30 protein-coding genes are annotated in these 26945 nt (G+C 69.4%); 16 read left to right on the plus strand and 14 right to left on the minus strand.

What is annotated here, in order from left to right:
* A partial coding sequence (gene guaA, locus A5673_RS19055) for a glutamine-hydrolyzing GMP synthase (protein WP_156748388.1) occupies positions 1 to 763 on the minus strand: 763 nt, incomplete at its 3' end.
* A gap of 34 nt (positions 764 to 797) precedes the next feature.
* Positions 798 to 1373, minus strand: a complete 576-nt coding sequence (locus A5673_RS19060; RefSeq protein ID WP_231971134.1) for a TetR/AcrR family transcriptional regulator — start codon at positions 1371 to 1373, stop codon at positions 798 to 800.
* Between the two features lie 76 nt (positions 1374 to 1449).
* Here A5673_RS19060 and A5673_RS19065 point away from each other — a divergent pair, with 76 nt between their 5' ends.
* A complete protein-coding gene (locus A5673_RS19065) occupies positions 1450 to 2565 on the plus strand; it encodes a cytochrome P450 (protein ID WP_068235778.1) in 1116 nt (371 codons plus the stop codon).
* Positions 2562 to 3074 (plus strand): peroxiredoxin-like family protein, encoded by a 513-nt coding sequence (locus A5673_RS19070; RefSeq protein WP_068235780.1) that lies wholly within the window; start codon positions 2562 to 2564, stop codon positions 3072 to 3074. Before A5673_RS19065 ends, A5673_RS19070 begins: the two co-directional genes overlap by 4 nt.
* A 1-nt stretch (position 3075) precedes the next feature.
* Here A5673_RS19070 and A5673_RS19075 read toward each other — a convergent pair whose 3' ends face one another.
* The gene (locus tag A5673_RS19075) at positions 3076 to 3744 is read right to left on the minus strand and encodes a helix-turn-helix domain-containing protein (protein ID WP_068235782.1); all 669 of its coding nucleotides are present in this window, start codon (positions 3742 to 3744) and stop codon (positions 3076 to 3078) included.
* 79 nt (positions 3745 to 3823) lie between these two features.
* Here A5673_RS19075 and A5673_RS19080 point away from each other — a divergent pair, with 79 nt between their 5' ends.
* From A5673_RS19080 to A5673_RS19095, 4 genes are read left to right on the plus strand one after another with little or no spacing between them, the layout of a single operon-like run.
* The gene (locus A5673_RS19080) at positions 3824 to 5341 is read left to right on the plus strand and encodes a DHA2 family efflux MFS transporter permease subunit (protein WP_068235784.1); all 1518 of its coding nucleotides are present in this window, start codon (positions 3824 to 3826) and stop codon (positions 5339 to 5341) included.
* Entirely contained in the window at positions 5338 to 6426 is a 1089-nt protein-coding gene (locus A5673_RS19085; protein ID WP_068235787.1) for an NmrA family NAD(P)-binding protein, read from the plus strand. Before A5673_RS19080 ends, A5673_RS19085 begins: the two co-directional genes overlap by 4 nt.
* Positions 6423 to 7253 (plus strand): class I SAM-dependent methyltransferase, encoded by an 831-nt coding sequence (locus A5673_RS19090; RefSeq protein WP_068235790.1) that lies wholly within the window; start codon positions 6423 to 6425, stop codon positions 7251 to 7253. Before A5673_RS19085 ends, A5673_RS19090 begins: the two co-directional genes overlap by 4 nt.
* The gene (locus A5673_RS19095) at positions 7250 to 8053 is read left to right on the plus strand and encodes a class I SAM-dependent methyltransferase (RefSeq protein ID WP_068235791.1); all 804 of its coding nucleotides are present in this window, start codon (positions 7250 to 7252) and stop codon (positions 8051 to 8053) included. The genes A5673_RS19090 and A5673_RS19095 overlap by 4 nt, the downstream gene beginning before the upstream one ends.
* Here A5673_RS19095 and A5673_RS19100 read toward each other — a convergent pair.
* The gene (locus A5673_RS19100; protein ID WP_068235793.1) at positions 8050 to 9582 is read right to left on the minus strand and encodes a GMC family oxidoreductase; all 1533 of its coding nucleotides are present in this window, start codon (positions 9580 to 9582) and stop codon (positions 8050 to 8052) included. The two genes, A5673_RS19095 and A5673_RS19100, sit on opposite strands and share 4 nt — an antisense overlap.
* Positions 9583 to 9626: 44 nt before the next feature.
* Here A5673_RS19100 and A5673_RS19105 point away from each other — a divergent pair, with 44 nt between their 5' ends.
* Together A5673_RS19105 and A5673_RS19110 are read left to right on the plus strand one after the other, a co-directional pair.
* Positions 9627 to 10430, plus strand: coding sequence for a beta-phosphoglucomutase family hydrolase (locus A5673_RS19105; protein ID WP_156748390.1), 804 nt, complete (start codon positions 9627 to 9629; stop codon positions 10428 to 10430).
* Positions 10427 to 12793, plus strand: coding sequence for a glycoside hydrolase family 65 protein (locus tag A5673_RS19110; RefSeq protein ID WP_068235799.1), 2367 nt, complete (start codon positions 10427 to 10429; stop codon positions 12791 to 12793). Before A5673_RS19105 ends, A5673_RS19110 begins: the two co-directional genes overlap by 4 nt.
* Here the strand turns inward: A5673_RS19110 and A5673_RS19115 are convergent.
* On the minus strand, positions 12787 to 13365 hold the full coding sequence (locus A5673_RS19115) for a TetR/AcrR family transcriptional regulator (RefSeq protein WP_068235802.1): 579 nt from the start codon (positions 13363 to 13365) through the stop codon (positions 12787 to 12789). The genes A5673_RS19110 and A5673_RS19115 overlap by 7 nt on opposite strands.
* A 62-nt stretch (positions 13366 to 13427) precedes the next feature.
* Between A5673_RS19115 and A5673_RS19120 the strand changes: the two genes are divergently transcribed.
* The gene (locus tag A5673_RS19120) at positions 13428 to 14336 is read left to right on the plus strand and encodes a TauD/TfdA family dioxygenase (RefSeq protein WP_068235805.1); all 909 of its coding nucleotides are present in this window, start codon (positions 13428 to 13430) and stop codon (positions 14334 to 14336) included.
* Between the two features lie 29 nt (positions 14337 to 14365).
* On the opposite strand, the gene A5673_RS19125 is transcribed toward A5673_RS19120, so the two are convergent.
* On the minus strand, positions 14366 to 16102 hold the full coding sequence (locus tag A5673_RS19125; protein WP_068235810.1) for a GMC oxidoreductase: 1737 nt from the start codon (positions 16100 to 16102) through the stop codon (positions 14366 to 14368).
* Between the two features lie 78 nt (positions 16103 to 16180).
* On the opposite strand from A5673_RS19125, the gene A5673_RS19130 reads away from it, so the two are divergent.
* Complete coding sequence (locus A5673_RS19130; protein WP_068235813.1) at positions 16181 to 16402, plus strand: antitoxin; 222 nt, start codon at positions 16181 to 16183, stop codon at positions 16400 to 16402.
* A 7-nt stretch (positions 16403 to 16409) separates the two neighbouring features.
* A complete protein-coding gene (locus A5673_RS19135) occupies positions 16410 to 16826 on the plus strand; it encodes a TA system VapC family ribonuclease toxin (RefSeq protein WP_068235816.1) in 417 nt (138 codons plus the stop codon).
* 9 nt (positions 16827 to 16835) lie between these two features.
* Here the strand turns inward: A5673_RS19135 and A5673_RS19140 are convergent, their stop codons facing one another.
* Complete coding sequence (locus A5673_RS19140; protein WP_068235851.1) at positions 16836 to 17963, minus strand: GuaB3 family IMP dehydrogenase-related protein; 1128 nt, start codon at positions 17961 to 17963, stop codon at positions 16836 to 16838.
* Positions 17964 to 17977: 14 nt separating this feature from the next.
* The gene (gene guaB / locus A5673_RS19145; RefSeq protein WP_068235853.1) at positions 17978 to 19582 is read right to left on the minus strand and encodes an IMP dehydrogenase; all 1605 of its coding nucleotides are present in this window, start codon (positions 19580 to 19582) and stop codon (positions 17978 to 17980) included.
* Positions 19583 to 19733: 151 nt separating this feature from the next.
* On the opposite strand from guaB, the gene A5673_RS19150 reads away from it, so the two are divergent.
* Positions 19734 to 20147, plus strand: coding sequence for a DUF5319 domain-containing protein (locus tag A5673_RS19150; protein WP_066907738.1), 414 nt, complete (start codon positions 19734 to 19736; stop codon positions 20145 to 20147).
* Between the two features lie 6 nt (positions 20148 to 20153).
* On the opposite strand, the gene A5673_RS19155 is transcribed toward A5673_RS19150, so the two are convergent.
* The 3 genes from A5673_RS19155 to A5673_RS19165 form a co-directional block, all read right to left on the minus strand.
* Positions 20154 to 20966, minus strand: coding sequence for an anti-sigma-D factor RsdA (locus tag A5673_RS19155; protein WP_082958835.1), 813 nt, complete (start codon positions 20964 to 20966; stop codon positions 20154 to 20156).
* A complete protein-coding gene (locus tag A5673_RS19160) occupies positions 20959 to 21534 on the minus strand; it encodes a sigma-70 family RNA polymerase sigma factor (RefSeq protein ID WP_068235861.1) in 576 nt (191 codons plus the stop codon). Before A5673_RS19160 ends, A5673_RS19155 begins: the two co-directional genes overlap by 8 nt.
* 81 nt (positions 21535 to 21615) lie before the next feature.
* A complete protein-coding gene (locus A5673_RS19165; protein ID WP_068235822.1) occupies positions 21616 to 22428 on the minus strand; it encodes a hypothetical protein in 813 nt (270 codons plus the stop codon).
* 365 nt (positions 22429 to 22793) lie between these two features.
* Here A5673_RS19165 and A5673_RS19170 point away from each other — a divergent pair, with 365 nt between their 5' ends.
* On the plus strand, positions 22794 to 23102 hold the full coding sequence (locus A5673_RS19170; RefSeq protein ID WP_068235825.1) for a WhiB family transcriptional regulator: 309 nt from the start codon (positions 22794 to 22796) through the stop codon (positions 23100 to 23102).
* Position 23103: 1 nt separating this feature from the next.
* On the opposite strand, the gene A5673_RS19175 is transcribed toward A5673_RS19170, so the two are convergent.
* A complete protein-coding gene (locus A5673_RS19175; RefSeq protein ID WP_068235831.1) occupies positions 23104 to 23523 on the minus strand; it encodes a nuclear transport factor 2 family protein in 420 nt (139 codons plus the stop codon).
* 110 nt (positions 23524 to 23633) lie between these two features.
* Here A5673_RS19175 and A5673_RS19180 point away from each other — a divergent pair, with 110 nt between their 5' ends.
* A complete protein-coding gene (locus tag A5673_RS19180) occupies positions 23634 to 24362 on the plus strand; it encodes a superoxide dismutase family protein (RefSeq protein WP_068235834.1) in 729 nt (242 codons plus the stop codon).
* Positions 24363 to 24422: 60 nt separating this feature from the next.
* Positions 24423 to 24797 (plus strand): hypothetical protein, encoded by a 375-nt coding sequence (locus A5673_RS19185; RefSeq protein WP_068235837.1) that lies wholly within the window; start codon positions 24423 to 24425, stop codon positions 24795 to 24797.
* A gap of 14 nt (positions 24798 to 24811) precedes the next feature.
* Here A5673_RS19185 and A5673_RS19190 read toward each other — a convergent pair whose 3' ends face one another.
* Positions 24812 to 25135, minus strand: a complete 324-nt coding sequence (locus A5673_RS19190) for a hypothetical protein (protein WP_068235839.1) — start codon at positions 25133 to 25135, stop codon at positions 24812 to 24814.
* Between the two features lie 71 nt (positions 25136 to 25206).
* On the opposite strand from A5673_RS19190, the gene A5673_RS19195 reads away from it, so the two are divergent.
* Positions 25207 to 25608 carry a hydrogenase gene (locus A5673_RS19195; protein ID WP_068235841.1) on the plus strand — a complete coding sequence of 134 codons (402 nt, stop codon included), beginning with the start codon at positions 25207 to 25209 and terminating at the stop codon, positions 25606 to 25608.
* Between the two features lie 13 nt (positions 25609 to 25621).
* Here the strand turns inward: A5673_RS19195 and A5673_RS19200 are convergent, their stop codons facing one another.
* Entirely contained in the window at positions 25622 to 26722 is a 1101-nt protein-coding gene (locus A5673_RS19200) for a ferritin-like domain-containing protein (RefSeq protein ID WP_068235846.1), read from the minus strand.
* Positions 26723 to 26945 lie beyond the last annotated feature (223 nt).

Consider the following 26945-nt stretch of genomic DNA (forward strand, 5'->3'; position numbering starts at 1 on the left):
AGACACACGTCAGCCTGTCGCCGATGGCGCGCTGCACCAGCGCGGCGGCCACCGCCGAATCCACCCCGCCGGACAGCCCGCAGATCGCGTGGCCGTCCCCGATCTGGGCGCGCACCTGCTCGACGAGCGCGTCGGCGATGTTGGCGGCCGTCCAGTCCGCGCCGAGCCCGGCGAAGTCGTGCAGGAACCGGCTGAGCACCTGCTGTCCGTGCGGGGTGTGCATCACCTCCGGGTGGTACTGCACCCCGGCCAGGCGCCGCCCGCGGTTCTCGAAGGCGGCCACCGCCGCGCCCGCGCTGGAGGCGACCACGTCGAATCCGTCCGGCGCCGCGGTGACCGCGTCGCCGTGACTCATCCACACCGGCTGGACGTCCGGCAGGCCCGAATGCAGCTCGCCACCAAGGACTTTCAGCTCGGTGCGGCCGTACTCGCTGGTGCCGGTGTGGGCGACCGTGCCGCCCAGGGCCTGCGCCATGGCCTGAAACCCGTAGCAGATGCCGAACACCGGCACCTCGAGGTCGAACAGCGCCGGGTCGAGCTGCGGGGCGCCCTCGGTGTAGACGCTGGCCGGGCCCCCCGAGAGCACGACCGCCACCGGATTGCGGGCCTTGATCTCCTCGACCGTGGCGGTGTGCGGGATGACCTCGGAAAAGACGCGCGCCTCGCGGACCCGACGGGCGATCAGCTGCGCATACTGCGCGCCGAAGTCCACCACCAGCACGGGACGAGGGGATACCACGTCGGGGTCAGTAGGTTCGGCCACGGCTCGTCAGTCTAGTGGCTGGCGGCGACCGCTCTCACTGCGCGGACGCGGCCGCGATCGTGGCGTCGACGATGCTCCGGATTCGGCTGGCGGCTTGATCGGGGTCGGGCTGGCCGGCGTCCAGCCAGGCGATCACGGCGTCGATCGTCATGGTGGGCAGCAGTCGCGCCGCCCAGTTGCGCCATCGATCTTCGCCGATGCCGGAAAGGTGGCGGCGGGTGAGCTCGGTTGAACCCGCCAAGAGACTGTCGGCCATGTCGCGAAACTCGGGCTCGCGGGCGGCGTACCGGAACAGCAACCGGAAGGCGTCCGGATCGGCGCCGGCCGCGCGTACGAGAGCGGGAATGGTGGCGTCGTCGAAGTCGTCTGTCCCGGTGGCTTCGCGGAGGCGATTGTTGGCACTCTCGATCACCTCCCGATACAGGTCGGCCTTTGAGGCGAAGTGCCGGTACAGGATCACCGGAGTGACGCCGGCTTCGGCGGCGATGGCATCGAGCCCGGTCTTCGCGAAGCCGCCGCGAGCGAAGGCGCGGGTGGCGGCCTCGAGGATCTGTCCACGCCGTTGGGCGCGGGGCATCCGCCGCGTCGGCTCGGATTGGACAACCGTCACCCCGACCTCCTCTTGTCTAGAGTCGAGTATACAAGTACTCTTGTATAAGATTTCCTCTACTTGGCGGCGACATGCGATGACTTCCACCCGACTGCCCGTTCAACAAGTGCGCACCCCGGTCGGTGACGAGGCCTGGCTGGTCACCGACTACTCCCGGGTGCGACGGCTGCTCGACGACGACCGGCTCGGTCGCTCCCATCGCGAGCCTGAAACGGCTGCGCGCACCGGGGACTCGGCGCTATTCGGTGGCCCGCTGGGTGATTTCGACACCGAGGCGGCCGACCACGCCCGGATGCGGGCGCTGCTGCAACCGCACTTCTCGCCCCGGCACTTGCGCTCGCTGGAACCCCGGGTGGCGGCGCTCACCACCACCCTGCTCGACGAGCTGGCGGAGCAGGGCCCACCGGCCGATCTGCACGCGCGGTTGGCGCTGCCGCTGCCCATCCTGGTGATCTGCGAGCTACTCGGCGTGCCCTATTCCGACCGCGAGCAGTTTCGCGCCTGGGCCGAGGACGCCGGCAATGTGCGTGATCACGCCCGCTCCGAGCGCGGACTCGCCGAGCTGTTCGAGTACGGCCGCGGGTTGGTCGAGCGCAAGCGCGCGCACCCCGGCGACGACGTGATGTCGCGCCTGTGCGCGACCGACGGGGTCTCCGACGAGGAGGCCGCCACCATGTCGATGTTCCTGCTATTCGCCGGGCACGAGACCACGGTGGTCCAGATCGGGCTCGGGACAATGCTTTTGCTGGCGAACCGCGATCAGTGGCAGGCGCTCGTCGATGATCCCGCGCTGATCCCCCACGCCGTCGAGGAATTGCTGCGGGCGACGGCGAGCGGCGGCGGGGTGGGCGGCATTCCCCGCTATGCGCGCACCGACTTCGACATCGACGGTGTCGCCATTCACGCCGGAGAGCTGGTGCTGCTGGACATCGGAGCGGCCAACCACGACCCCGTGGCGTTCGCGCGCCCCGACCGCGTAGACGTCACCCGCAAGGAGGCCGCCCACCTCACGTTCGGACACGGTGCGCGCTATTGCATCGGGGCGCCATTGGCGCGCATCGAGCTGAAAACGGTATTCGGACAGCTCATTCCACGATTTCCGTCCATGCGCCTGACGGTCGATCCGGCCACGCTTCCCACCCGCCGCGACATGCTCGCCGGCGGGCTCGTCGAACTTCCGGTGTCCTGGTGAGGCTCGTCGCGCCGCGCGAACTGCTCAGCGTTTCCGGCGAGGCCGTCCCGATTCCCGATCCCGACCGGCTCGTCCATCTGCAGCTTCGCCGGTTCGCCGGCTGCCCCATCTGCAACCTGCACCTGCAGTCGATCGTGCGCCGACACAACGAGATCGCCGCCGCCGGCGTCCGCGAGGTCGTCGTGTTCCACTCGACCGACGAGGAGTTGCGACGCTACGCGGGCGACCTGCCGTTCGCCGTCGTCGGCGACCCCACCAAGGCGCTCTACGACGAGTTCGGCGTCGGCACCTCGCCGCGTTCCGTATTGCACCCCCGCGCGCTGGCGTCGGCGCTCCGCGGCGGCGTGGGCAACGTGAACATGCATCCGACCGGCGGCCACCTGGGCTTGCCCGCCGACTTCCTCATCAGTGCCGACGGCCGTGTCCTGGCGTGCAAGCGCGGCCGGCACGCCAACGACCAGTGGACCGTGGACGAGGTGCTCGCGCACGCCCGCAGCGAGAACGCCTGACCTACCGCGCCTTGTTCAGGGCGGGAGCGGTCAGCGCGAACGCGCGGCGCACGGCGCCGACGGCCCCGGGGTCGCCATCGAAGTCGATGCGCCGCAGCGCCGCCCCGCGCTTGGTCTCGCTCGCGCCGAGGCGCGCGGTGACCAGGTCCGCGGCGCTGGCGGTGATCTTCACCGAAGGCTCGTCACGAGCGCCGGCGAGCCGACCCTGCGTCACCGCGAATTCGAAACGGCGGCTGTCGATTTCGATGCGGATCGTCGCCTCCAGGCCGGTTGCCCCGGCCGAATCGAAGCCGAGCAGGAATCCGGCCAGAAACCCGTTCAATGGTGAAGCCGGGCCGTCGCCGATCGGGTCCAACCGGTCCAGGCCGAACCACGCGACGCTCCGCAGGACGGGCAGCACCCGCTGCCAGCCCAGGTCGCTGAGCGTGTACACGGTGCGGCCGATCGGGGCGGGCAGATCGGTCCGGTCGACAAGCCCCGCTTCCTGCAGTTCCTTGAGCCGCTCGGCGAGCAGATTGGTCGCAATCCCGGGCAGCGCGTCGCGCAGGTCGCCGTAGCGGCGAGCACCGCCCACCAGCTCGCGCAGGATCAGCAGCGTCCACCGCTCGCCGAGGACGTCAAGGCCGCGCGCGATCGGGCAGTTCTGGTTGTAGTTCCTGCGGGAAGCCACCAGGCCACTCTACCTGCGGTAGACATCTTTTTCAACTCACTACTTGATTTATTTGTCTATCAGCTTTAGCGTCTTGTCTATGCCTACCGACCCGATATTCCGGAACCGGCCGCTCGTCGCGCTGGGCGTCATCTGCCTCGGCGTCTTCGTCATCAGCGTCGACGCCACAATCGTCAACGTCGCGCTGCCCACCCTGTCGCGCGAACTCGGCGCCGACACGGCGCAGCTGCAGTGGATCGTCGACGCGTACACCCTGGTGATGGCGGGCCTGCTGCTGTCGGCGGGCAGCCTGTCCGACCGGTTCGGCAGGCGCGGGTCGCTGAGCCTTGGCCTGGCGCTGTTCGCGCTGACCTCCGGCGTTGCGGCACAGGTCAATTCGGCCGACGCGCTGATCGCGGCCCGCGCCGCGATGGGCGTGGGCGCGGCGGTGATCTTCCCGACCACCCTGGGGCTGATCACCAACATCTTCACCGACCCGGTAGCGCGCGCCAAGGCGATCGGCCTGTGGGCGGCGATGGTGGGTGTCGGGGTGGCCGTGGGACCGATCAGCGGGGGCTGGCTGCTCGAACACTTCTGGTGGGGCTCGATCTTCATGGTGAACATCCCCGTCGCGGCCCTGGCCATCCTCGGCGGCGTCCTGTTCGTCCCGACCTCGCGCGACCCGGCGGCGCCCCGCGTCGACGTCGGTGGCCTGATCCTGTCGACGGCAGGCATCACGACGCTCGTCTACACCGTCATCGAGGCGCCGACGTGGGGGTGGACCAACGTCCGGACCGCGGCCGGGTTCGCGCTCGCCGTCGTCGTTCTCGCCGGGTTCGCCGCGTGGGAGCGGCGCAGCACCCACCCGATGCTGGACGTCTCGGTGTTCGGAAACCGGCGGTTCTCCGGCGGCAGCCTGGCGGTGACCGCCGGCTTCCTCACCCTGTTCGGGTTCATCTTCGTCATCACCCAGTACTTCCAATTCATCAAGGACTACACGGCGTTTCAGGCCGGCGTGCGCTTGCTGCCGGTCGCCGCCTCGATCGCGCTGGCCAGCATCGCGGGCCCCCGGCTGGTCGAACGGGTCGGCACCACCGCCGTCGTCGCCGCCGGCCTGACGATCTTCGCCGCCGGGCTGGCCTGGGCGTCCACCGCCGACGCCGCCACGCCGTATACCCAGATCGCGGTGCAGATGCTGCTGCTCGGCGGCGGCCTCGGCCTGACCGTTTCGCCGGCCACCGAGGCCATCATGGGATCGCTGTCCGCCGACAAGGCCGGGGTCGGCTCGGCCGTCAACGACACGACCCGCGAACTCGGCGGCACCCTCGGCGTGGCCATCGCCGGCAGCATCTTCGCGTCGGTGTACTCGGGGCATCTCGCGTCGACGGCCCTGCCTGGATTACCCGCCGAAGCGATGCAACGCTCGATGGCGTTGGCGCACACCGTGATCCAGCAGCTGCCCGCGCAACAGGCAGGCTACGTCCGCAGCGCCGTAAACCACGCGTTCCTGGACGGCCTGCAGGTGAGCTCGCTGGTGTGCGCCGGCATCGCGCTCGGCGCGGCGATCGTCGTCGGCTGGTTGTTGCCGGCACGTCAACTGGAAAGGGAAATCCGATGAGTCCTCGAATACTGGTCACCGGTGCCACCGGCAAGATCGGCGGCGCGGTCGCGGCCCAGCTGCTGGAAAAGGGCGTCCCGACGCGGGCGATGGTGCATCGCGAAGACGCCCGCAGCGCCCGACTGCGCGACCTCGGCGCCGAGGTCGTGGTCGCGGATATGTTTGACATCAACCAGGTTTCCGCCGCGATGGACGGCGTCGACCGGCTGTACTTCAACCCTCCCTACCATCCCCACGCCCTGGACAGCGCGGTCGCGTTCGCGGTCGCCGCGCGGCGCGCCGGTGTGGAGGCGGTGGTGGCGCTCGGGCAATGGCTGGCCAGCCCCGAGCACCCATCCCTGATGACGCGGCAGGCCTGGCTGACCGACAAGCTGTTCGAGCTGCTGCCGGACACCGCGCACGTGGCCGTCGACCCGGGCTACTTCGCCGACAACTACCTGCAGGTGATCGGAATGGCGGCCCAGCTGGGCGTCTTGCCGACGCCGACCGGGGGCGGCCGAAACGCGCCACCCTCCAACGAGGACATCGCCCGGGTGGCCGTCGGCGCGCTGCTCGACCCCCACCGTCACGATGGCCGCGCCTACCGCCCGACGGGGCCAAAGCTGTTGTCGGGGCCGGAGATCGCCGACGCCGTCGGTGCGGCGTTGGGCCGGCGGGTGCGCCACATCGACCTTCCGCCATGGATGTTCATGCGCGCCGTGCGCGTCAACGCCAAACGACTCGGCGCGGACCCGTTCTTCCAGTCCGGCCTGCGCCACTACCTGCCCGAGTACGCCCTGGGCACCTGGGAGGTGGGCGGCCCGACGACGCACGTCCGCGACGTCGCCGGCGTCGAGCCCGAAGACTTCCTGACGATCGCGCGCCGCTACGTCAACGGCCCCGAAACCCGCCGCACCCCCGCCAATTTCCTGCGCGCAACGTGGGATTTCCTGCTGACCGGGTTGGTGCCGATGAGCCGGCTGGACAAATTCGACCGGCTCCAACAGCACCCGCAGCCCAAACACCCGAATTTTTCGGGCCAATCCGCGGTGTGGCGAACCGAACACACCGCGACCTTCGAACCGGAAAGGGCGATAGCACGATGAACACCACCCCGGCTGCCAGCGGCAGCACCTATGTCCTGGGGCACGCCGACGCCGAGGTGCGGCGGCTGCTCCTGCAGGGCCGGCTGTACGACCACTACACCGAGCACGCGCTGCGCCTCGCCGGCCTGCAGCCGGGCATGCGGGTCCTCGATATCGGGAGCGGACCCGGTAACGTGTCGTTTGTCGCCGCCCGGCTCGTCGGCCCCACGGGCAGCGTTGTGGGAGTGGACGCCGCGCCCGAGATGGTCGAGCTGGCCCGCGCCCGCGCCGCCGAACAAGGCCTCTCCACAGTGCATTTCGTCCATTCCGCGATCGACGCGATCGAGCTGGACGAGCCCGTCGACGCGATCGTCGGGCGGTTGATCCTGATGCACCTGCCCGACCCGGCCGCCACGTTGCGCCGGCTCAGCTCGTTCGTGCGCCCCGGCGGCGTGATCGCGTTCTCCGAGAACGACATCGCCGCGGGACGCACCGTCCCGGAGCTGCCGCTGTTCAGTCAGGTGATCGCCGGGATCGTGCGGGCCTTCGAGGCCATGGGTCTGTCCGCGCGGTTCGGCACCACCCTGCACACCATCTTCGCCGACGCCGGCCTCGGCGCGCCGCAGCTGACCCTCGGCGCCCCGACCGGCACGGCGGCCGACGCCGACATCCTGGCCTACGGCGCGGAAGTGTGGCGGCTGGTCTCCCCCATCGCGCAACAGGGCGGCTTCGCCATCGACGAGGTCGCCGACATCGACGACTTCGTGCCGCGCTTCCGCGAGCAGGCGCTCGCGGCCAACGCCCTCATCACGATGCCACCCATCGTCACGGCATGGGTGCGGAAATGAGCGACATGATCACCGACCAGTATTCGACCGGTTTGTCGCGCAACAACATCGAGCGGGCGCTGCGCTCCGCCGGCAAGGACCTCGACCGCCTCGCACCCGCCGACCTGGCGCTGCTGGAGGACTTCCACACCATGGGCCGCATCGCCACCGCCCAACTGGTGGACCTGGCGCAGGTCACCGGCGACAGCCAGGTGCTCGACGCGGGCAGCGGGGTCGGCGGCACCGCCCGCTACGTCGCCGACCGCTACGGCTGCGAGGTCACCGCCGTCGACCTCACCGACGAATACTGCGAGACGAACCGCTGGCTCAATCGACTCGTCGGCCTCGACGGCCTCATCTCGGTGCATCGGGCCGACGTCACCGAACTGCCCTTTCCCGACGCCGTTTTCGACGTCGCGATCAGCCAGCACGTCCAGATGAACATCGCCGACAAGGCGCGCCTCTACACCGAGGCACACCGCGTGCTCAAGGATGGCGGGCGGCTTGCCCTGTGGGACATCACCATCGGCGACAAGGCCGAGCTCGACTATCCGCTGCCGTGGGCCGACAGCCCCGCGCAGAGCCACCTGGTCACGCCCGACGAATTGCGCGCCGCCGTCGAGTCAACCGGGTTCGCCGTCGAACGCTGGAACGATCTCACCGACGACGTGGGCGCGTTCATGCGGGCGCTGCTGGACCAGCCCGCCGGCCCGCTGGGCCTGCACGCCTTCGTCGCCGACTTCCCGCGCAAGGTGAAACACCTCACCGCGGCGCTGGGCGACGGGCGGCTTCGGGCCATCCAGGGCGTGCTGAACCGTTAGCGACGGATCAGGTCGGCGGCCTTCTCGCCGATCAGCACTGACGGCGCATGCGTGTGGCCGCGGATGATGGTCGGCATCACCGACGCGTCGGCGACGCGCAACCCTGCCACGCCACGAACGCGCAAGTCGGGGTCCACCACACTGGACCCGTCGACTCCCATCCGGGCCGTGCCCACCGGGTGATAGAGCGTGTGCGAACACATTTCAAGCGCACGTGCGAGGGTTTCCTCGTCGAGTGCCCGAGCGTCGTGCGGGCGCTCGATACCGCCGAGGAGCCGGCGCAGCGGCGGGGCGCCGGCGAGCGTGGCGCATGCGCGCAGGCCCGTCATCAACGTGGCGCGGTCAAGACCTTCGGGGTCGCTGAGATAGCGCGGGTCGATGACCGGTTTGTCCCGGACGTCGGCGGACCTCAGCGTGATCTGCCCGCGGCTCTTCGGCTGGAGCAGGATGGCGCCCATCGTCACCGCGTGCCCGGACATCACCCCCAACCCCTCGTCGAGGAACGGTCCGGGCGAGAAGAGCAGCTCCACATCGGGCAGCCGAAGTTTCGGGTCGCTGCGGATCATGCCGTAAGCCTCGGCGCAATTTGACGTCAACAGGCCGCGGCGGCGCAGGAAGTAGTTGGCGATATTCGCCGGCTTGTCCGCGGTAAACAAGGTGTCTTCGATCACGGCGAACACGAGCGGAGTGAAAAGGTGATCGAGCAGGTTCTGGCCGACCTCGGGCGAATGGTGTATCACCTCGATGCCGTGCCGGCTCAGCTGGTCGCGGTCGCCGATGCCCGAAAGCATCAGCAGTTGCGGGGTGTTGACCGCGCCGGCGCACAGCACCACCTCGCGGCGGGCAGCCACGACGCGGCGCTGGCCGTCCTGGCTGAACTCGATACCGACGGCGCGCCCGCGCTCGATCATCACCCGCGTCGCCATGGCTCCCGTCAGGAGGCTCACGTTCCCGCGACGCAACGCAGGCCGCAGGTAGGCGTCGGCGGTGCTGCACCGCGCGCCACGCCGCTGCGTGACCCTTGCCTCGCAAAAGCCCTCGGGCTGTTCGTCCGTGGGCGGCCCGACACGAAAGCCGGACTCTGCGGCCGCGGCCAACCACGCGGCCGTCGAGCGCCGCGGGCTGCGCTGGGCACAGATATGCAGCGGGCCGTTCTCGATGCGGTCGAAGTACGGTTTGACGTTGGCGAAAGACCACTGGCTTCCGGCGTGGACGGCCCAGTCGTCGTAATCGGCGGCGTACCCCGGCACCCACATCATCGCGTTCATCGACGACGATCCGCCGAGCATTTTGCCTCTGGGCCAATAGATCTCACGTCCGGCCAGTTCTTGCTGGGGTTCGGTCAGGTAATTCCAATCCCGCGGGCCACGGAACAGCTTCGGCCATCCCGCCGGGATGTGGACGAACTTGTCCTTGTCTAAAGGCCCCGCCTCCAGCACAACGACGCGGGCCGGCGGATCGGCGCCGAGCCGGTTGGCCAGCACCGATCCCGCGGAGCCGGTTCCCACCACGACAAAGTCGGCGTCCATCGCCGCAGTCTAGGGATAGAACGCTGGCGGCACGCATGCTCGGCATGGTGGAGTGGGTATCGCACCAAGTAATCGCCCGCCAGCAGAGAGTGAGGTCCGCAGTGAGCCCAGCGCTGGGTCTGCCGGAGAAGGTGCGTGCCTGCCTGTTCGACCTCGACGGTGTGCTCACCGACACCGCGAGCGTGCACACCAAGGCCTGGAAGGCCATGTTCGACGCCTACCTGTCCGAACGTGCCGAGCGGACCGGTGAGAAGTTCGTCCCCTTCGACCCGGCCGACGACTACCGCAAGTATGTCGACGGCAAGAAGCGCGAGGACGGCGTGCGCTCGTTTTTGAACAGCCGCGGAATCGAGTTGCCCGACGGCGACCCGGACGACGCCGGCGACAGGGAAACGATCTACGGGCTGGGCAACCGCAAGAACGACATGTTCCAGAAGGTCCTGCGCGACGACGGCGTCGAGGTCTTCGACGGGTCGCGGCGCTACCTGGAGGCGGTCTCGGCCGCGGGCCTGGGGATCGCCGTGGTGTCGTCGAGCGCCAACACCCGCGACGTCCTGGAGATCACCGGTCTGGACCGGTACGTCCAGCAGCGGGTGGACGGCGTCACGCTGCGCGAGGAGCACATCGCCGGCAAGCCGGCCCCGGACTCCTACCTGCGCGGGGCCGAGCTGCTCGACGTCGGCCCCGACGCGGCGGCCGTGTTCGAGGACGCGCTGTCGGGCGTGCAGGCCGGCCGGGCCGGTAACTTCGGCTACGTGGTGGGCGTCGACCGGGTGGGCCAGGCCGACGACTTGCGCCGCAACGGCGCCGACGTCGTCGTCACCGATCTCGCCGACCTGCTGTCATGATCACCGAAGAAGCCTTTCCGGTCGAACCGTGGCAGGTCCGCGAGACCAGGCTCGACCTCAACCTGCTGGCGCAGTCGGAGTCGCTGTTCGCGCTTGCCAATGGCCACATCGGGCTGCGCGGCAACCTCGACGAGGGCGAGCCGCACGGCCTGCCGGGGACCTACCTGAACTCCTTCTACGAGATCCGGCCGCTGCCCTACGCCGAGGCCGGCTTCGGCTACCCGGAGGCGGGCCAGACGATCGTCGACGTCACCAACGGCAAGATCATCCGGCTGCTGGTCGAGGACGAGCCGTTCGACGTCCGCTACGGCGAGTTGCTCTCCCACGAACGGGTGCTCGACCTGCGCGCCGGCACCCTGACCCGCCGCGCGGACTGGCGCTCGCCCAACGGCAAGCAGGTCCGGGTCGTGTCCACCCGGCTGGTCTCCCTGGCCCAGCGCGGCGTCGCCGCCATCGAGTACGTCGTCGAAGCCGTCGACGAGTTCGTGCGCATCACCGTGCAGTCCGAACTGGTCACCAACGAGGACCAGCCGGAGACCTCCGACGACCCGCGGGTGTCGGCGATCCTGGAGAACCCGCTGGAGGCCGTCGACCACGAAAACACCGAGACCGGAGCGCTTCTCATGCACCGGACCCGGGCCAGCGCCCTGATGATGTCGGCCGCGATGGATCACGAGATCGAGGTCCCCGGGCGCGTCGAGTTCAGCACCGACGCCCGCCCGGACCTGGCCCGGACCACGGTCATCTGCGGGCTGCGCGCGGGCCAGAAGCTGCGCATCGTCAAGTACCTCGCGTACGGCTGGTCGAGCATGCGCTCGCGGCCCGCGCTGCGCGACCAGGCCGCCGCCGCGATCCACAGCGCCCGCTACACCGGGTGGCAGGGGCTGGTGGACGCGCAGCGGGCCTACCTCGACGACTTCTGGGAGAACGCGGACGTCGAGGTCGAGGGCGACCCCGAGTCCCAGCAGGCCGTCCGGTTCGGGATGTTCCACCTGCTGCAGGCCAGCGCCCGCGCCGAGCGCCGCGCCATCGCCGCCAAGGGGCTCACCGGAACCGGCTACGACGGCCACGCCTTCTGGGACACCGAGGCCTACGTGCTGCCGGTGCTGACCTATACCGCGCCGCACACCGTCGCCGACGCGCTGCGCTGGCGGGCGTCGACGCTGGAACTCGCCAAGGAGCGCGCGGCCGAGCTCGGCCTGGACGGGGCCAGCTTCCCGTGGCGGACCATCCGCGGTCAGGAGTGCTCGGCGTACTGGCCGGCCGGCACCGCGGCCTGGCACATCAACGCCGACATCGCGATGGCATTCGAGCGGTACCGCACCGTCACCGGCGACCACGACCTGGAGCGGGACTGCGGCCTCAAGGTGCTGGTGGAGACCGCCCGGCTGTGGATGTCGCTCGGGCACCACGACCGGCACGGCGTCTGGCACCTCGACGGGGTCACCGGACCCGACGAGTACACCGCGATCGTGCGCGACAACGTCTTCACCAACCTGATGGCCGCGCACAACCTGGTGACCGCCGCCGAGGCCTGCAACCGCCACCCGGAGGAGGCGGCGGCGCTGGACGTCACCACGGAGGAGGCGGCGTCTTGGCGCGACGCGGCCGACGCCGTCAGCATCCCCTACGACGCCGAACTGGGCGTCCACCAGCAGTGCGAGGGGTTCACCACCTTCGCCGAATGGGACTTCGAAAAGAACACCACCTATCCCCTGTTGCTGCACGAGGCCTACGTGCGCCTCTACCCCGCCCAGGTGATCAAGCAGGCCGACCTCGTGCTGGCCATGCAGTGGCAGAGCCACGCCTTCACGCCGGAACAGAAGGCGCGCAACGTCGACTACTACGAGCGGCGGATGGTGCGCGACTCGTCGCTGTCGGCCTGCACGCAGGCGGTGATGTGCGCCGAGGTCGGGCACCTGGAGCTGGCGCACGACTACGCCTACGAGGCCGCGCTGATCGACCTGCGCGACCTGCACCACAACACCCGCGACGGATTGCACATGGCTTCGCTGGCCGGGGCCTGGATGACGCTGGTCGCGGGCTTCGGCGGCCTGCGCGACGACGAGGGCATCCTGTCGTTGGATCCCTTACTGCCCGATGGCATTTCGCGCCTCCGGTTCCGGCTGAGGTGGCGCGACTTTCGGCTCACGGTCGACGTCAACCACTCCGAGGTCACCTACGCGGTGCACGACGGACCCGAGCACGAGCTGACCATCCGGCACGCCGGCGAACAACTCACGCTGAACACCGAGGCGCCGACGACCGTCGCCGTGCGCATCCGCAAACCCCTGCTGCCGACGCCGCAGCAGCCGCCGGGCCGCGAGCCGATGCACCGGCGCGCGCTGGCCCGCACTCAGTGAGGTTGGAGAACCCGAGAGATTTCGGTGGCGATCGCCTCACGCAACTCGGCGTCCGGTAGATCACCGATACCGACCGCCGAGCGCAAAAAAGGGGCGAACAGCCGCCAACCAAACTGCAGCGCAAAGGCGTTCGCCACGGCCAGGCGCGCGCTGAGATCCCCGTCGGCGCCGGGGGCGTGCATCGGGCGGATGTCTTCGTACATCTGCGAGGCGCCGGGGAACCGCGACTGTAACTTGCCGGCCGGGTAGCCGTCGAGCAGCGTGCGGGCCATGACCCGCAAATGCCGGTCCAGCGCCCGCTCCGCCTCCGGTGCGGTCGGGTCGCTCTGCAGCAACGCCGTCGTGGTCGCGCCCAGGTGGTCGAGCACGGCGCCGACGAGCTGGTCCTTGGTGCCGAAGTGCCGAAACACCAACCCGTGGTTGACCTTTGACCGGGCCGCGATGTCGCGGATCGACGTCGCCGCCGGGCCCCGCTCGGCGAACAGCTCGGTGGCGGCCTCCAGGATCGCGGCGCCCACCTCCTCTCGCCCGGTGGGATTTTTCCGGCCGGCCCTTGCCGAAGTTGTAGTCATATGACTACACTAGCCCATGTAGTCAGTTGACTACACCCGATCTTCGCAAAAGGACGAAAGAAATGACCGACTCCATCACCGTCACCAAGCTGGGCAGCCGGATCGGCGCCCGACTCGACGGCGTGCGCCTGGGCGGCGACCTCGACCCGGCCAGCGTCGACGAGATCCGCGGGGCGCTGCTGGCCCACAAGGTGATCTTCTTTCGCGGTCAGGACCACCTCGACGACGAAGGGCAGCTCGCGTTCGCGCGGCTGCTGGGCACCCCGATCGGGCACCCCGCCGCGCAGTTCCTCGCCGCCAAGAACGCGCCGATCATCACGCCGATCAACTCCGAGTACGGCAAGGCGACGCGCTGGCACACCGACGTCACGTTCGCCGCGAACTACCCCGCGGCCTCGATCCTGCGCGCGGTCACGCTGCCCAGCTACGGGGGCTCGACGCTGTGGGCCTCCACCGCGGCGGCCTACGACCACCTGCCCGAGCCGCTGAAGTGGCTCGTCGACAATCTGTGGGCGCTGCACACAAACCGCCACGACTACGTCACCGCAGAGGCCATGACCGACGCGCAGCGGGCCTTCCGCCAGGCGTTCGACAAGCCGGACTTCCAGACCGAGCATCCCGTGGTTCGGGTGCACCCCGAGACCGGTGAGCGGACGCTGGTGCTGGGCGACTTCGTGCGCGGGTTCGTCGGACTGGACAGCTACGAATCGAGCACGCTGTTCGAACTGCTGCAGCGGCGAGTCACCATGCCCGAGAACACGATTCGCTGGACTTGGAGCTACGGCGACGTCGCCATCTGGGACAACCGGGCGACGCAGCACCGGGCGATCGACGACTACGACGGCCAGCATCGGCTGATGCACCGCGTCACGCTGATGGGCGACGTGCCCGTCAACGTGCACGGCCAACGCAGCCGGGTCGTCAGCGGCGCCCCGCTCGACGTGACCACCCCGGAGGAGATCGCGAGCTGACGAGGGGTCAGCCCGCGAGCGTCACGGGGTCAGCCCGCGGTGCTGACCGGGTCGATCGGTAGCCAGCGCAGCGCGCCGGGAGCATGCGCCGGCACCACCGGGTGCTCGGGCGGGATCGGGGACAGCCTGCGGTAGGTATCGCCCTGCAGCGGCCGCAGGTCCTTCTCGCCCTTGTTCGGCCACATCGAGGCGGCCCGCTCGGCCTGCGCGGTGATGGACAGCGACGGGTTGACGCCCAGGTTCGCCGAGATCGCCGCGCCGTCCACCACGTACAGCGTGGGGTAGCCGTGGACGCGGTGGTACGGGTCGATGACGCCGTGTTCGGGGGTGTCGCCGATCACCGCGCCGCCCAGGAAGTGGGCGGTCAGCGGGATGTTGAACAGCTCGCCCCAGGTGCCGCCGGCCACGCCGTCGATCTTGGCGGCGAGGCGCCGGGTGACCTCGTTGCCCGCCGGGATCCACGACGGGTTCGGCTCGCCGTGGCCCTGTTTGCTGGAATACCAACGGATTCCGAGCTTGCCCCGCTTGGTGAACGTGGTGATCGAGTTGTCCAGGTGCTGCATCACCAGCGCGATCAGCGTGCGCTCGCTCCACTGGCGGGGATTGAGCAGCCGCAACATCAGCTTCGGATTCTCACCGGCCTGGTCCAGCAACTGCTTCCACCGCGGCACGTCGGTGCCCTCCGGACCGTCGCCATCGGTCATCAGGGTCTGCAGCAGCCCCATCGCGTTGGAGCCCTTGCCGTAGCGGACGGGCTCGACGTGGGTGTCCGACGTCGGGTGGATCGACGACGTGATCGCCACGCCGTGCGTCAGGTCCAGCCCGGGCAGCACCTCGAGCGTCGCGGCGCCGACGATCGACTCGGAGTTGGTCCGGGTCAGCACGCCCAGCCGCTTCGACAGGCGGGGCAGCTTGCCCTTGTCGCGCATGTTGAACAGCAGGTGCTGGGTGCCCCAGGTGCCCGCGGCCAGGATCAGGTTCTCGGCGGTGTAGGTGCGCCGGTCCCGGCGCAGCCAGCTTCCGGTGCGCACCGTGCGGACCTCCCACAGGCCGTCCGGGCGCTGCTCGAAGCCCTTCACCGTCGTCATCGGAATGACTTCCGCCCCATGCGATTCCGCGAGGCCGAGGTAGTTCTTCACCAGCGTGTTCTTGGCGCCGTAGCGGCATCCGGTCATGCAGCAGCCGCATTCCAGGCAGCCGGTGCGGTCGGGCCCGGCGCCGCCGAAGTACGGGTCGGGCACGGTCTTGCCCGGCGCCTTGGTGCCGTCCGGGCCGAAGAACACCCCCACCGGCGTCGGCACCCAGGTGTCGCCGCAGCCCATGTCGTCGGCGACTTCCTTGACCAGGCGGTCGGCGTCGGTGAACGTCGGGTTCTCGACCACGCCCAGCATCCGCTGCGCCTGCTCGTAGTGCGGCATCAGCTCCTCACGCCAGTCGGTGATGTGCGCCCACTGCTGGTCGTTGAAGAACGGCTCCGGCGGTACATACAAGGTGTTGGCGTAGTTGAGCGAACCGCCGCCCACGCCCGCGCCGGCCAGGATCATCACGTTGCGCAGCGGGTGGATCCGCTGGATGCCGTAGCAACCGAGCTTGGGCGCCCACAGGAACTTGCGCAGGTCCCACGAGGTCTCGGCGAACTCCTGGTCGGAGAAGCGGCGGCCGGCCTCCAGGACGCCCACCCGGTAGCCCTTTTCCGTCAGCCGCAGCGCGCTGACGCTGCCCCCGAATCCGGAACCGATGATCAGGACGTCGTAATCCGCCTTCATGGCAACCAGTATGGCCGTACGCGCCGGTAATAAACTAGCAACTCCAAGTTGATGCATTGATGCGATATCATCAGCGCTGTGCGAACCACCCTGGACATCGACGACGACGTCGTCGCCGCGGCTCGAGAACTGGCGGCGAACGAGCGGCGGTCGCTGGGCTCCGTCATCTCCGAGCTCGCGCGTCGCGGCCTGACGCCCGCGCGCGTGGAGGCCGACGGCGGGCTACCGGTGATTCGCGTTCCGGCGGGCACGCCGGCGATCACGCCTGAGATGGTCCGCCGCGCGCTCGACGAGAACTAGCCGGCCGGTGGGACTGCTCGACGTCAACGCCCTCGTTGCGCTCGCGTGGGATTCGCACGTCCACCATGTGGCGATGCGACAGTGGTTTGCCGCCAACGCGTCGACGGGCTGGGCCACCTGTCCCGTCACCGAAAGCGGGTTTGTGCGGGTTTCGGCCAACCCGAAGGTGCTTGCGAGCCCGATCGGAATCGACGACGCCCGACGCGTGCTATCGGCGTTGCGCGCCTCCGGTGCCCATCGCTTTCTGGTCGACGACGTGTCGCTCGCCGACGCGGACGTACCCCGGATGGCCGGATACCGCCAGGTAACGGACGCGCATCTGTTGGCACTTGCACGCCGCCGAGGCGTCCGACTCGTCACGTTCGACACCGCGATCGCGGCCCTCGCGCAAGGACAGGACGTCGAGCTGCTGACCGGGTTGTGATGCGGGCGTTCAGCTACCGACCGTCAGGCCGACCTTCTGGAACTCCTTGAGGTCGCAATAACCGGCCTTGGCCATCGAGCGGCGCAGGCCGCCGACCAGATTGAGGCTGCCGAACGGGTCGTCGGACGGACCGCTCAGGACCTGCCGCAGCGGCGGGCGCTCGCCGACGGCGATCTGCAGCAACGCCCCGCGCGGCAGCGACGGGTGCGCCGCCGCGGCCGGCCAGAACCATCCGCCGCCGAGCGCTTCGGCGGATTCGGCCAGCGGCGTGCCCAGCACCACGGCGTCGGCGCCGCACGCGATGGCCTTGGCCAGCTCGCCCGAGGTGTGGATGTCGCCGTCGGCCAGCACGTGCACGTAGCGGCCGCCGGTCTCGTCGAGGTATTCGCGGCGCGCGGCCGCGGCGTCGGCGATCGCGGTGGCCATCGGCACGCTGATGCCCAACACCTCGTCGCTGGTGGTCACCCCCCGGGTGGAGCCGTAGCCGACGATCACGCCGGCGGCGCCGGTGCGCATCAGGTGCAGCGCGGTGCGGTGGTCGAGCACGCCGCCGGCGACCACGGGGACGTCGAGCTCGGAGATGAAGGTCTTCAGGTTCAGCGGTTCACCGTCGCTGGCGACCCGTTCGGCCGAGACGATGGTGCCCTGGATGACCAGCAGGTCGATGCCGGCCTGCAGCAGCGCCGGCGTCAGCGCCTGCGCGTTTTGCGGGCTGACCCGCACCGCGGTGGTCACGCCCGCCTCGCGGATGCGCGCGACGGCCGAGCCCAGCAGCTCGGGGTCCAGCGGCGCGGCGTGCAGCTCCTGCAGCAGCCGGATCGCCGCCGACGGTTCCGGCTCCTTCTCGGCGGCCTCGAGCAGCATCGCGATCTTGGCCTCGACGTCGGCGTGCCGGCCGATCAGCCCCTCGCCGTTGAGCACGCCGAGCCCGCCGAGGCGGCCCAGCTCGATGGCGAACTCCGGCGACACCAGCGCGTCGGTCGGATGCGCGATGACCGGGATCTCGAACCGGTAGGCGTCCAGCTGCCACGCCGTCGACACGTCCTGCGAGGAGCGGGTGCGCCGCGACGGCACGATGCTGATCTCGCTGAGTTCATAGGTGCGACGGGCGTTGCGGCCCATCCCGATTTCGACCATGGCCAGTTCGCTGTTCACCGCGCGAAGTAGTTGGGCGCTTCGACGGTCATCGCGACGTCGTGGGGGTGGCTCTCGCGCAGGCCGGCCGCGGTGATCCGGACGAACTGCGCCTCCTGCAGCGCCTCGATGGTGGGCGAGCCGGTGTATCCCATCGCGGCGCGCAGCCCGCCGGTCAGCTGGTGGATCACCGACGACAGCGGCCCGCGGAACGGCACCCGGCCCTCGATGCCCTCGGGCACCAGCTTGTCCTCGGAGAGGGCGTCGTCGGCGAAATAGCGGTCCTTGGAGTAGGACTTGCCCGATCCGGAGCCCCGCCCCGCCATGGCGCCCAGCGACCCCATGCCCCGGTAGCTCTTGAACTGTTTGCCGTTGACGAAGATCAGCTCGCCGGGTGCCTCGGCGGTGCCGGCCAGCAGCGAGCCGAGCATGGCCGTCGACGCGCCGGCGGCCAGCGCCTTGGCGATGTCGCCGGAGTACTGCAGCCCGCCGTCGGCGATCACCGGCACGCCCGCCGGCCGGCACACCGCGACGGCCTCCAGGATCGCCGTGATCTGTGGCGCGCCGACGCCGGCCACCACGCGCGTCGTGCAGATCGATCCCGGTCCCACACCGACCTTGACCGCGTCGGCGCCGGCGTCGATGAGCGCCGCGGCCGCGGCCCGGGTCGCGACGTTGCCGCCGATCACCTCGACGCGGTCGCCCACCTCGGCCTTGAGCTTGCCGACCATGTCGAGCACCAGCCGGTTGTGCGCGTGCGCGGTGTCGACGATCAGGACGTCGACGCCCGCGTCGACCAGCATCATCGCGCGCACCCAGGCATCCCCGCCGACGCCGACGGCCGCGCCGACCAGCAGCCGCCCGTCGCTGTCCTTGGTGGCCAGCGGGTGCTGCTCGGTCTTGACGAAGTCCTTGACGGTGATGAGGCCGGTCAGCCGGCCGTGGCCGTCGACGACGGGCAGCTTCTCGATCTTGTTGCGCCGCAACAGCCCCAGCGCCGCGTCGGCGCTGACGCCCTCCTGGGCGGTGATCAGCGGGGACTTCGTCATGACCTCGGCGACCTTTTTGGTCTGGTCCACCTCGAACCGCATGTCGCGGTTGGTGATGATGCCGACCAGGGCGCCGGAATCGTCGACCACCGGCAGCCCGGAGATGCGGAAGCGTGCGCACAGCGCGTCGACCTGAGCCAGCGTGTTGTCGGGCCGGCAGGTGACCGGGTCGGTGACCATGCCGGCCTCCGAGCGCTTCACCATCTCGACCTGCCCGGCCTGTTCGGCGACCGGCAGGTTGCGGTGCAGCACGCCCATCCCGCCGGCCCGGGCCATCGCGATGGCCATCCGCGACTCGGTGACGGTGTCCATCGCGGAGCTGACCAGCGGCACCTTCAGCCGGATCTTCTTGGTCAGCTGGCTGGAGGTGTCCGCGGTGGCCGGGACCACGTCGGAGGCCGCGGGCAACAGCAAGACGTCGTCGAAGGTCAGGCCGAGCATCGCGATCTTGTACGGGTTGTCGCCGCCCGTCGGCACCGGGTCGTCGGCCAGTCCCTGTAGCTGGGGGTCGCGCACGTACGGGCCGACAACCAGGTCGGAGCTGTCTTCTAAGTGGGACATGCCACGGGTCATCGGGAGGCCCTCCATACGCGCGCGGAGTGAGAAGCCCATCCTATCGGCTCCCGGGGCCCCCGGAGCCGCTTGCCCGGGCGTGCCGCGGGACGCCGGATGACGGGCATGTCCCTGCTGGCGCTATGACGGCCCGCCTGCGTAGGCTAGGGGCGTGCGTGACCACCTCCCGCCGGGTTTGCCGCCCGACCCGTTCGCCGACGACCCCTGCGATCCGTCGGCGGCGCTCGAGGCCGTCGAGCCGGGGCAACCCCTGGATCAGCAGGAGCGGATGGCGGTCGAGGCCGACCTGGCCGATCTGGCCGTGTACGAGGCGCTGTTGGCGCACAAGGGCATTCGCGGGCTGGTGGTCTGCTGCGACGAGTGCCAGCAGGACCACTACCACGACTGGGACATGTTGCGCGCCAACCTGCTGCAGCTGCTCATCGACGGCACGGTCCGCCCGCACGAGCCCGCCTACGACCCCGAACCCGACTCCTACGTCACGTGGGACTACTGCCGGGGCTACGCCGACGCCTCGCTCAACGAAGCGACGTCCTCAGACGCGGACGGCTTCCACCGCCGCTGACCGCCGTCAGGGCGTTTCGTCCGGTGCCACCGACGGCGGCGTGGACGAGTGGCCGTGATGCCGATGCCGACCCGACGACGGGCTCGTCGACGGAGTCGCCGTGGGGCTTGCCGGGCCCGTCGATGCGCTCGGTGACGGAGCCGTCGTGCTGGCCAACGTTGGCGGTGTGGTCGTGGGGGTGGGCGAGGCCGGAGACGTCGACGAGGCGGCCGGCGCCTTGGGTTTCGGCGCGCCGGGCGGCACCGTCGCGTTCGGGTTGCGCGATTCCACGCGGGTGTTGAGCAGGTTCACCTCGTCCAGCAGGTCGTTGCGGCTGGCCCCATCGTTCATGGATTGCACGGTGCCGCTGACCTGAGCCAGCTGATTCTGGGCCTGCGTCCACTGCCCCTGGTCGATCATGTGTTGGACCTTGGCCAGTTCGGCCTTGGCGGACAGCTCGATCTGGCTGTCGTTGACCCTCGGCTGGTCGTAGAACATTGCGTGCAGCCCGTACAGCGCGTCCCCGGGACGGGCCTCGACGACCATGGCGCCAAACCCGCTCAGCGCCAGCAGCGTCGCGGCGACCGAGCCGATCGTCGCCAGGCCGCGCCGCGCGCGCCTGCGCTCGGTAAGCCCGATGTGCAGCGCTTCGATCGCCTCCTCCGGCGACACCAGCGCGCTGGCCGGCGGCCACCGCAGGTCGTCGCGCCAGTCCTCCAGCAGGACGGTCAGCGCTTCGAAGTTGGGGTCCTCGGCGTCGTCCAGGTCGACCGAGCTCCGTTCGGCGAGCGCGTCGAGCAGCAAGTCGGTTTGTGCAAATTCGTCGAGGGATTCAGGCATAGTCACCCGCCGCGATGATTTCGGACTTGAGCCGGTTCAGCGCCCGGTGCTGGGCCACCCGGACCGCTCCGGTGGTGCTGCCGACGGCGGCGGCGGTCTCCTCGGCGGACAGGCCGACGACCACGCGCAGGATCAGGATCTCGCGCTGCTTGGCGGGCAGGATCTCCAGCAATTCGTTCATGCGGCTGACCGAATCGGCCTCGATGGCCCGCTGTTCCGGCCCCGCCTCGGGGGACCAGCGCTCCGGAACGGTTTCCGCGGGGTAGGCCCGGTCACGGCCGGCGGCGCGATGGGCGTCGGCAATCTTGTGCGCCGCGATGCCATACAGGAACGCCAGGAACGGGCGCCCGCGCTCCCGGTACCGCGGCAGCGCCGTGATGGTGGCCAAACACACCTCCTGAGCCACATCGTCTGCTGAGAGGCCGCCCCGTTCGACGGTGCCGACGCGCGCCCGGCAATATCGCACGACGATCGGACGGATGGTCTCCAGCACCTCCCGTAGGGCGTTCCGGTCTCCCGCCACGGCCTCCGCAACCACAGCGTCGAGACGTTCCCCTTGAATTGTCATCGACGGCGGTATCTCCAACGTTACGAACGGGACACATCGCGGGCTAACTGTCGAAATGACAATAACGGGCGGGAGGCCAATTTAAGCGGAACGCCACGCGCCCCCGGCGCGCCGCACCTGGCCTGCGCAGATATCGCGAATTTCCTGCAATTTTTGTGCCGAAAACGTGACACTTTCGATGTCAATCAGCAAGCAGGCCAACGCCCAACGCAGCGGTGTCAGGCCCAGGCGGCCGGTGGCCGCAAGCGCCGCCTCCCCGACCGCGCGGGCGCGCTCGGTCTGGCCGGCGCTGCACAGGGCGGCGGCCAGCACCACGTCGCTTTTCACCCGGTGCCGCGCCGAGGGTCGGCCCATCGCGTCGGCGAGCTCCACCGCCTCCTCGGCGTACCGCACGGCCGACCCGCCGTCGCCGGACGCCATCGCCAGCTCGGCCGCCACCCACCCGCGGCGCACCGGCAGCCGGTCGGGGACCGCACCGGGCGTCAGGTCGACGCGACGCAACAACGTTGCGGCGGCGGCGAACCGGCCGATGCCCAGCGCGTCGGCCGCCAGCCCGATCAGCGCGTCGGCTTGGGCCTCGGGATCCCTACCGGCCAGCGCCATAGCGCGCCCGTCCCAGCCCCGCGCCAACGTGTGCCAGCCGAGCTGGCGCAGGAACGACCCCTGGGTGCTGTGGGCCAGGGACACCCACCGGCCGTCCGTGCCGCTGCGCCGCAACACCGCCAGGTCGCGGTTGGCGCTGCCGTAGCGGCCCTGCCCGCCCGCCGCGACGGCGCGCAACCACAGCTGCTCCGGGCTGCTCGCCGCCGGCAGCGGCCAGCTCCCGGGCCGGTCACCGAACGCGGCCGCGGCCAGTGTGTGCTGAATCACCGAAGTGTGACGAGTTTCAATCACGGTGATAGTAGTAAACACTTCGTGCTGTTCGTGTTACCGACCTGTTAATCACCATCCGCCGCGTGCTAATTACTTCCGTGGCCGCTCCGCCCGCTGAGCTGGGAAATTACGGTTGGGCCAAGCCCCTGGTAGCGCGGCTTTCGATCGCGAAATGGGTGGCAGATGAACGGCGAGTTAAATTTGCTCCAACGCTTACATATTTTGCCGACCTAAGTGGCTATTGACGGAAATTCGCCCGCGCCCCTAAGTTCTAGGTTTGTCGGGTAGTCATCGGTGACACCACTCCAAAATCAGTTGCACAACCGCTTTTCGGGCGCTTCGCGACCCGTCCTTCTGGGCGCGCCGTGCAGAGAGGGAACGATCCAATGCCACAGCCTGAGCAGCTACCCGGGCCCAACGCCGACATCTGGAACTGGCAACTGCAAGGCCTGTGCCGCGGCGTCGACTCGTCGATGTTCTTCCACCCCGACGGCGAGCGTGGCCGCGCCCGCATGCAGCGCGAGCAGCGCGCCAAGGAGATGTGCCGGCAGTGCCCGGTGATTCAGGAGTGCCGTTCGCACGCGCTGGAAGTCGGTGAGCCCTACGGCGTCTGGGGCGGACTGTCGGAATCCGAGCGCGACATGCTCCTCAAAGGCGACATCGGCCGCAGCCGCGGCATCCGCCGGTCGGCCTGAATCAGCTCGCCTCGCCCGTCTCCGCCGTCCACTGCGCGTACTCGTTGCCGGCCGCGAGGTCCCAGAACGTCCACGTGTGCAGCGAGCCGTCGTCGCCAAAGCGGTAGATCTCGATGCTCTGAATGACGGCCGGCTGGCCGTTCACGCTGCCCGAGTTGCGTATGACGGCGGCGCCGGTCGCGCCGCACACGTGCAGCAGGTCGATGCCCAGTTTCCAGTCGGCGTTCGGCGAGGCGTCCCACACCTCAGCCATGACATCCCACCCGCGTTTCACCGGCGTGCCGACCGGGTCCTCCATGGTGACCTCACCGGGCACGACGCGCTTCCAGTGCGCAAGCCAGGCTTCCTTGTCCCCGGCGTTCCACAACTGCACGTGCCGCTCGAGGGCGGCCCGGATCTCCTCGGCGGTGGGTGCTGACATCTCGTCCTCCTAGTACGGCCCCCGCTGCGATGAGCATTGCGCGCAGCGACGAATTTGCATAGGGCGGTTTGGCTCGTTTCGGCATTCGCCAATTGGGGTAGGTCCGGTCAATGAATAAGGGTTTAGTGTTTGCCGCCGCGGCCCTGGCCGCGTCCATCGCACCGTTAGCCGCATGCGCCAACCAGAACGGTAACCAGTCCGCGACGTCCTCGAGCGCGCCGCCGGGCAGCGAGCGGATGACCACGCAGGTGAAGAGCCCCGACGGGACTCAGGTCGCCACCGCCACCTTCGACTTCGCGAACGGCTACGCGACGGTGACCGTGGAGGCCGGACCCAACCAGGTCCTGAGCCCCGGTTTCCACGGGCTCCAGATCCACTCGGTGGGCAAGTGCGAGGGCAGCGACTTCAGCTCCGCCGGACCCGTGTACCAGGCGCCGGGCCACACCGGTTATCCCGCCAGCGGCGACCTGACGGCGTTGCAGGTGCGCTCCGACGGTTCGGCGAAACTCGTCACGACCAGTAACTCGTTCACCGCCGCGGACCTGAGAAGCAGCTCGGGCACCGCGCTGCTGATCCACCAGACCGCGGACAACCTCGGCACCAGCCCCGCGGGCGAGTCGAGCAAGCACATCGCCTGCGGTGTGATCGCCGCGGCATCAGCGACGACGACCTCGTCGACCACGGAGACGACGAGCGTCACCACGGTCACGACCACGACCGCCGTGCCCCCGCCATCCACGAGCACGAGCACCGTCACGGTCACCAGCACCCCGACGGTCACCATCGCGCCGAGCTATACCGTGACGACGACTCCTCCGAGCCTGCCGCCCAGCCGCTGAGTGCCGCGGACCGAAAGCGAACGCACCCCACGGCGATCGACGCACCGTTGCCGGCGCAAGATGAACGACGTGGCCAACTCGGTTAACGGAAGCAGTGGTCTGGTCCGGCCCGACGCCGCGGCGGCCGCCGCCGCGGTCGTCGGCTCGGTGGCGACCGTGGCCAGCGCCGCCGTCGCCGGTTCGGCGGCCACCGTGGCCAGCGCCGCTGTGGCGGGATCGGCGGCGACGGTGGCGAGCGCCGCCGTGGCGGGATCGGTCGCCACGGCCGGCAGCGCGGCCATCGCCGGCAGCATCGCGTGTGTGGCGTGCGCCTTGTGCAAGCGGTGCGTCGCGTGCCTGGGCTGCTTCGGCTGCACCAATTGCATCGGGTGCGTGGGGTGCTACAACTGCTCAGGCCTGCGCTTCGCCGCCGGGCTGCGCGACGTGCACGTCTGAAACGCGTTGGCGCGTCAGAGGTTCGCCGGATTGTTGAGCGTTCCGGGTGCGGCCGGCCCGCGACCGGTGAGCAGCTGGTGCATCTTGGTGGCATCCTGCGCGGCGGCGACGGCTGCCCGCAGGTGCCACTCGTCGCCGTCTTCGGTGTAGGCAACCATCTGGCGAGCGGCAAAGCTGTAGAGCGACTGGATCATCGGCAGGTTGCGCGTGCGGGCCACGTCGGCGATCCACAGGTAGTTCGACGCCTGCCTGAGCGCTTCCGCCAATTGCGGTTCGGGGACCACAAACCCACGCTCGCACACGGCCGCCGCGTGCAACCCGGCCAGCGCCCGGCTCATATGTCTCTCATATTTTGGCCGTGATCGGCGAAGGCCGGGCGGCCACCGCCCGACGCCCCTACTGTGCTGGCATGCAGACGGTGCTGTTCACGCTCGGGTTGGTCCTGTTCCTCGTCGGCCTGCTCACCGGGTTCGCCGTCCCCGCGCTGAAGAACCCGCGCATGGCGCTGTCGAGCCACCTCGAGGCGGTGCTCAACGGCATGTTCCTGGTGGTGCTCGGTCTGCTCTGGCCCCACATCCACCTGCCCCACGCGTGGGCGGTGACGGCCGTCGCGCTGATCGTCTACGCCGCCTATGCGAACTGGTTGGCGACGCTGCTCGCCTCGGCATGGGGCGCCGGCCGCAAATTCGCGCCGATCGCGGCGGGCGACCACGTTGCTTCGGCGGGAAAGGAAGGCGTTGTCAGCGTCCTGTTGGTGTCCCTCGCGGTGGCGATTGTGGTCGGCGTGGTCATCGTCATCGCCGGGCTGTGACGACGGCCGCCGTTCAGCTCGCGCCCGCCGCGATCACCTGGTCGACCTCGAGGGCCCGCTCGGCCATCTCGGCGTGTGCCTTGTCCAGCGCGTCGGCCTGGTCCTCATCGGCCTTCATCAGCGCCTCGATGTCGAAGCCGGCCATGTCCAGCACACCCATGTCCCGGAAGGCCTGCTGCACCTTGTCGCCCCACAGCCCGATGTCCTTGACGATCGGCACGATGCGGCTGAACAAATGGGAGCGGAACTGGATCATCAGCGGCGACGAGTCGACCCACTCGGCACATGCCTGGACGTCCATGCCGAGGGTCTCGAAGACCTCCTCGCCGCGGAAGCGGTCGCGCATCAGGTAGCAGGCGTCGACCACGAACTCTTCCCGCTCGTCCCGCTCGGCCGTGGTCAGCGCGGAGTAGTAGTCCTTCAACGAGATTCGGCCGAAGGCGACGTGGCGGGCCTCGTCCTGCATGACGTACGCCAGCAACTGCTTGGCCAGCGAGTCCGGCGGCGCCATGTCACGCAGCACCCCGAAGGCGGCGAGCGCGAGCCCCTCGATGAGCACCTGCATCCCGAGGTAGGGCATGTCCCAGCGCGAATCGCGCAGGGTGTCGTCCAGCAGCGCGGTCAGGTGCTTGTTGATCGGGTAGACCAGGTTGACCTTGTCTTGCAGGAACCGCGAAAACGCCTCGACGTGCCGGGCCTCGTCCATGGTCTGGGTGGCCGCGTAGAACTTCGCGTCCAGGTCCGGGACCACCTCGACGATCTTGGCGGCGCACACCATCGCACCCTGCTCGCCGTGCAGGAACTGCGAGAACTGCCAGGCCTGGAAGTGCTGGCGCATCTCGTCGCGGCGTGATTCGTCGGCGGCGTCCCACATCGGGCTGCCGAACAGCGGATGGAATTCGTCGGGCAGCCCGACCGGGTTCATCGGGTCGACGTCTTGGGCCCAGTCGATGCGCGACTGGGCATCCCACTGCTTGTCCTTCCCCTTTTGGTAGAGGGACAGGAGCCGCGCGCGGCCGTCGTCGTACTCCCACGTGAAACGCGCGTCGCCGACGCTGGGGACCTCCCACGAGTACGGCGCGGGGACTTCCGTGTACTTGTCCCTGGTGGTCATGGACGGCCGCCTTTCTGCCATGTGTGACCAGTGGTCATATGACCAGTATCACACTGCACCCGAGTGCGGCGGCGCGTCAACCCTGACAGTCGAGGAGCCGAGGCGCGGCAGCGGCCGCGACACATAACCCGTTGCGAAGACACGCCGCGTGGATTCATACGGTCAGTGCAACATCCGTGATTTGGGAGGTTGCCGTGCCGAGTGGATATCCGTTTCCGAGGTC

The organism is Mycobacterium sp. E3198 (genome assembly GCF_001667015.1).
Lineage (GTDB): Bacteria > Actinomycetota > Actinomycetes > Mycobacteriales > Mycobacteriaceae > Mycobacterium.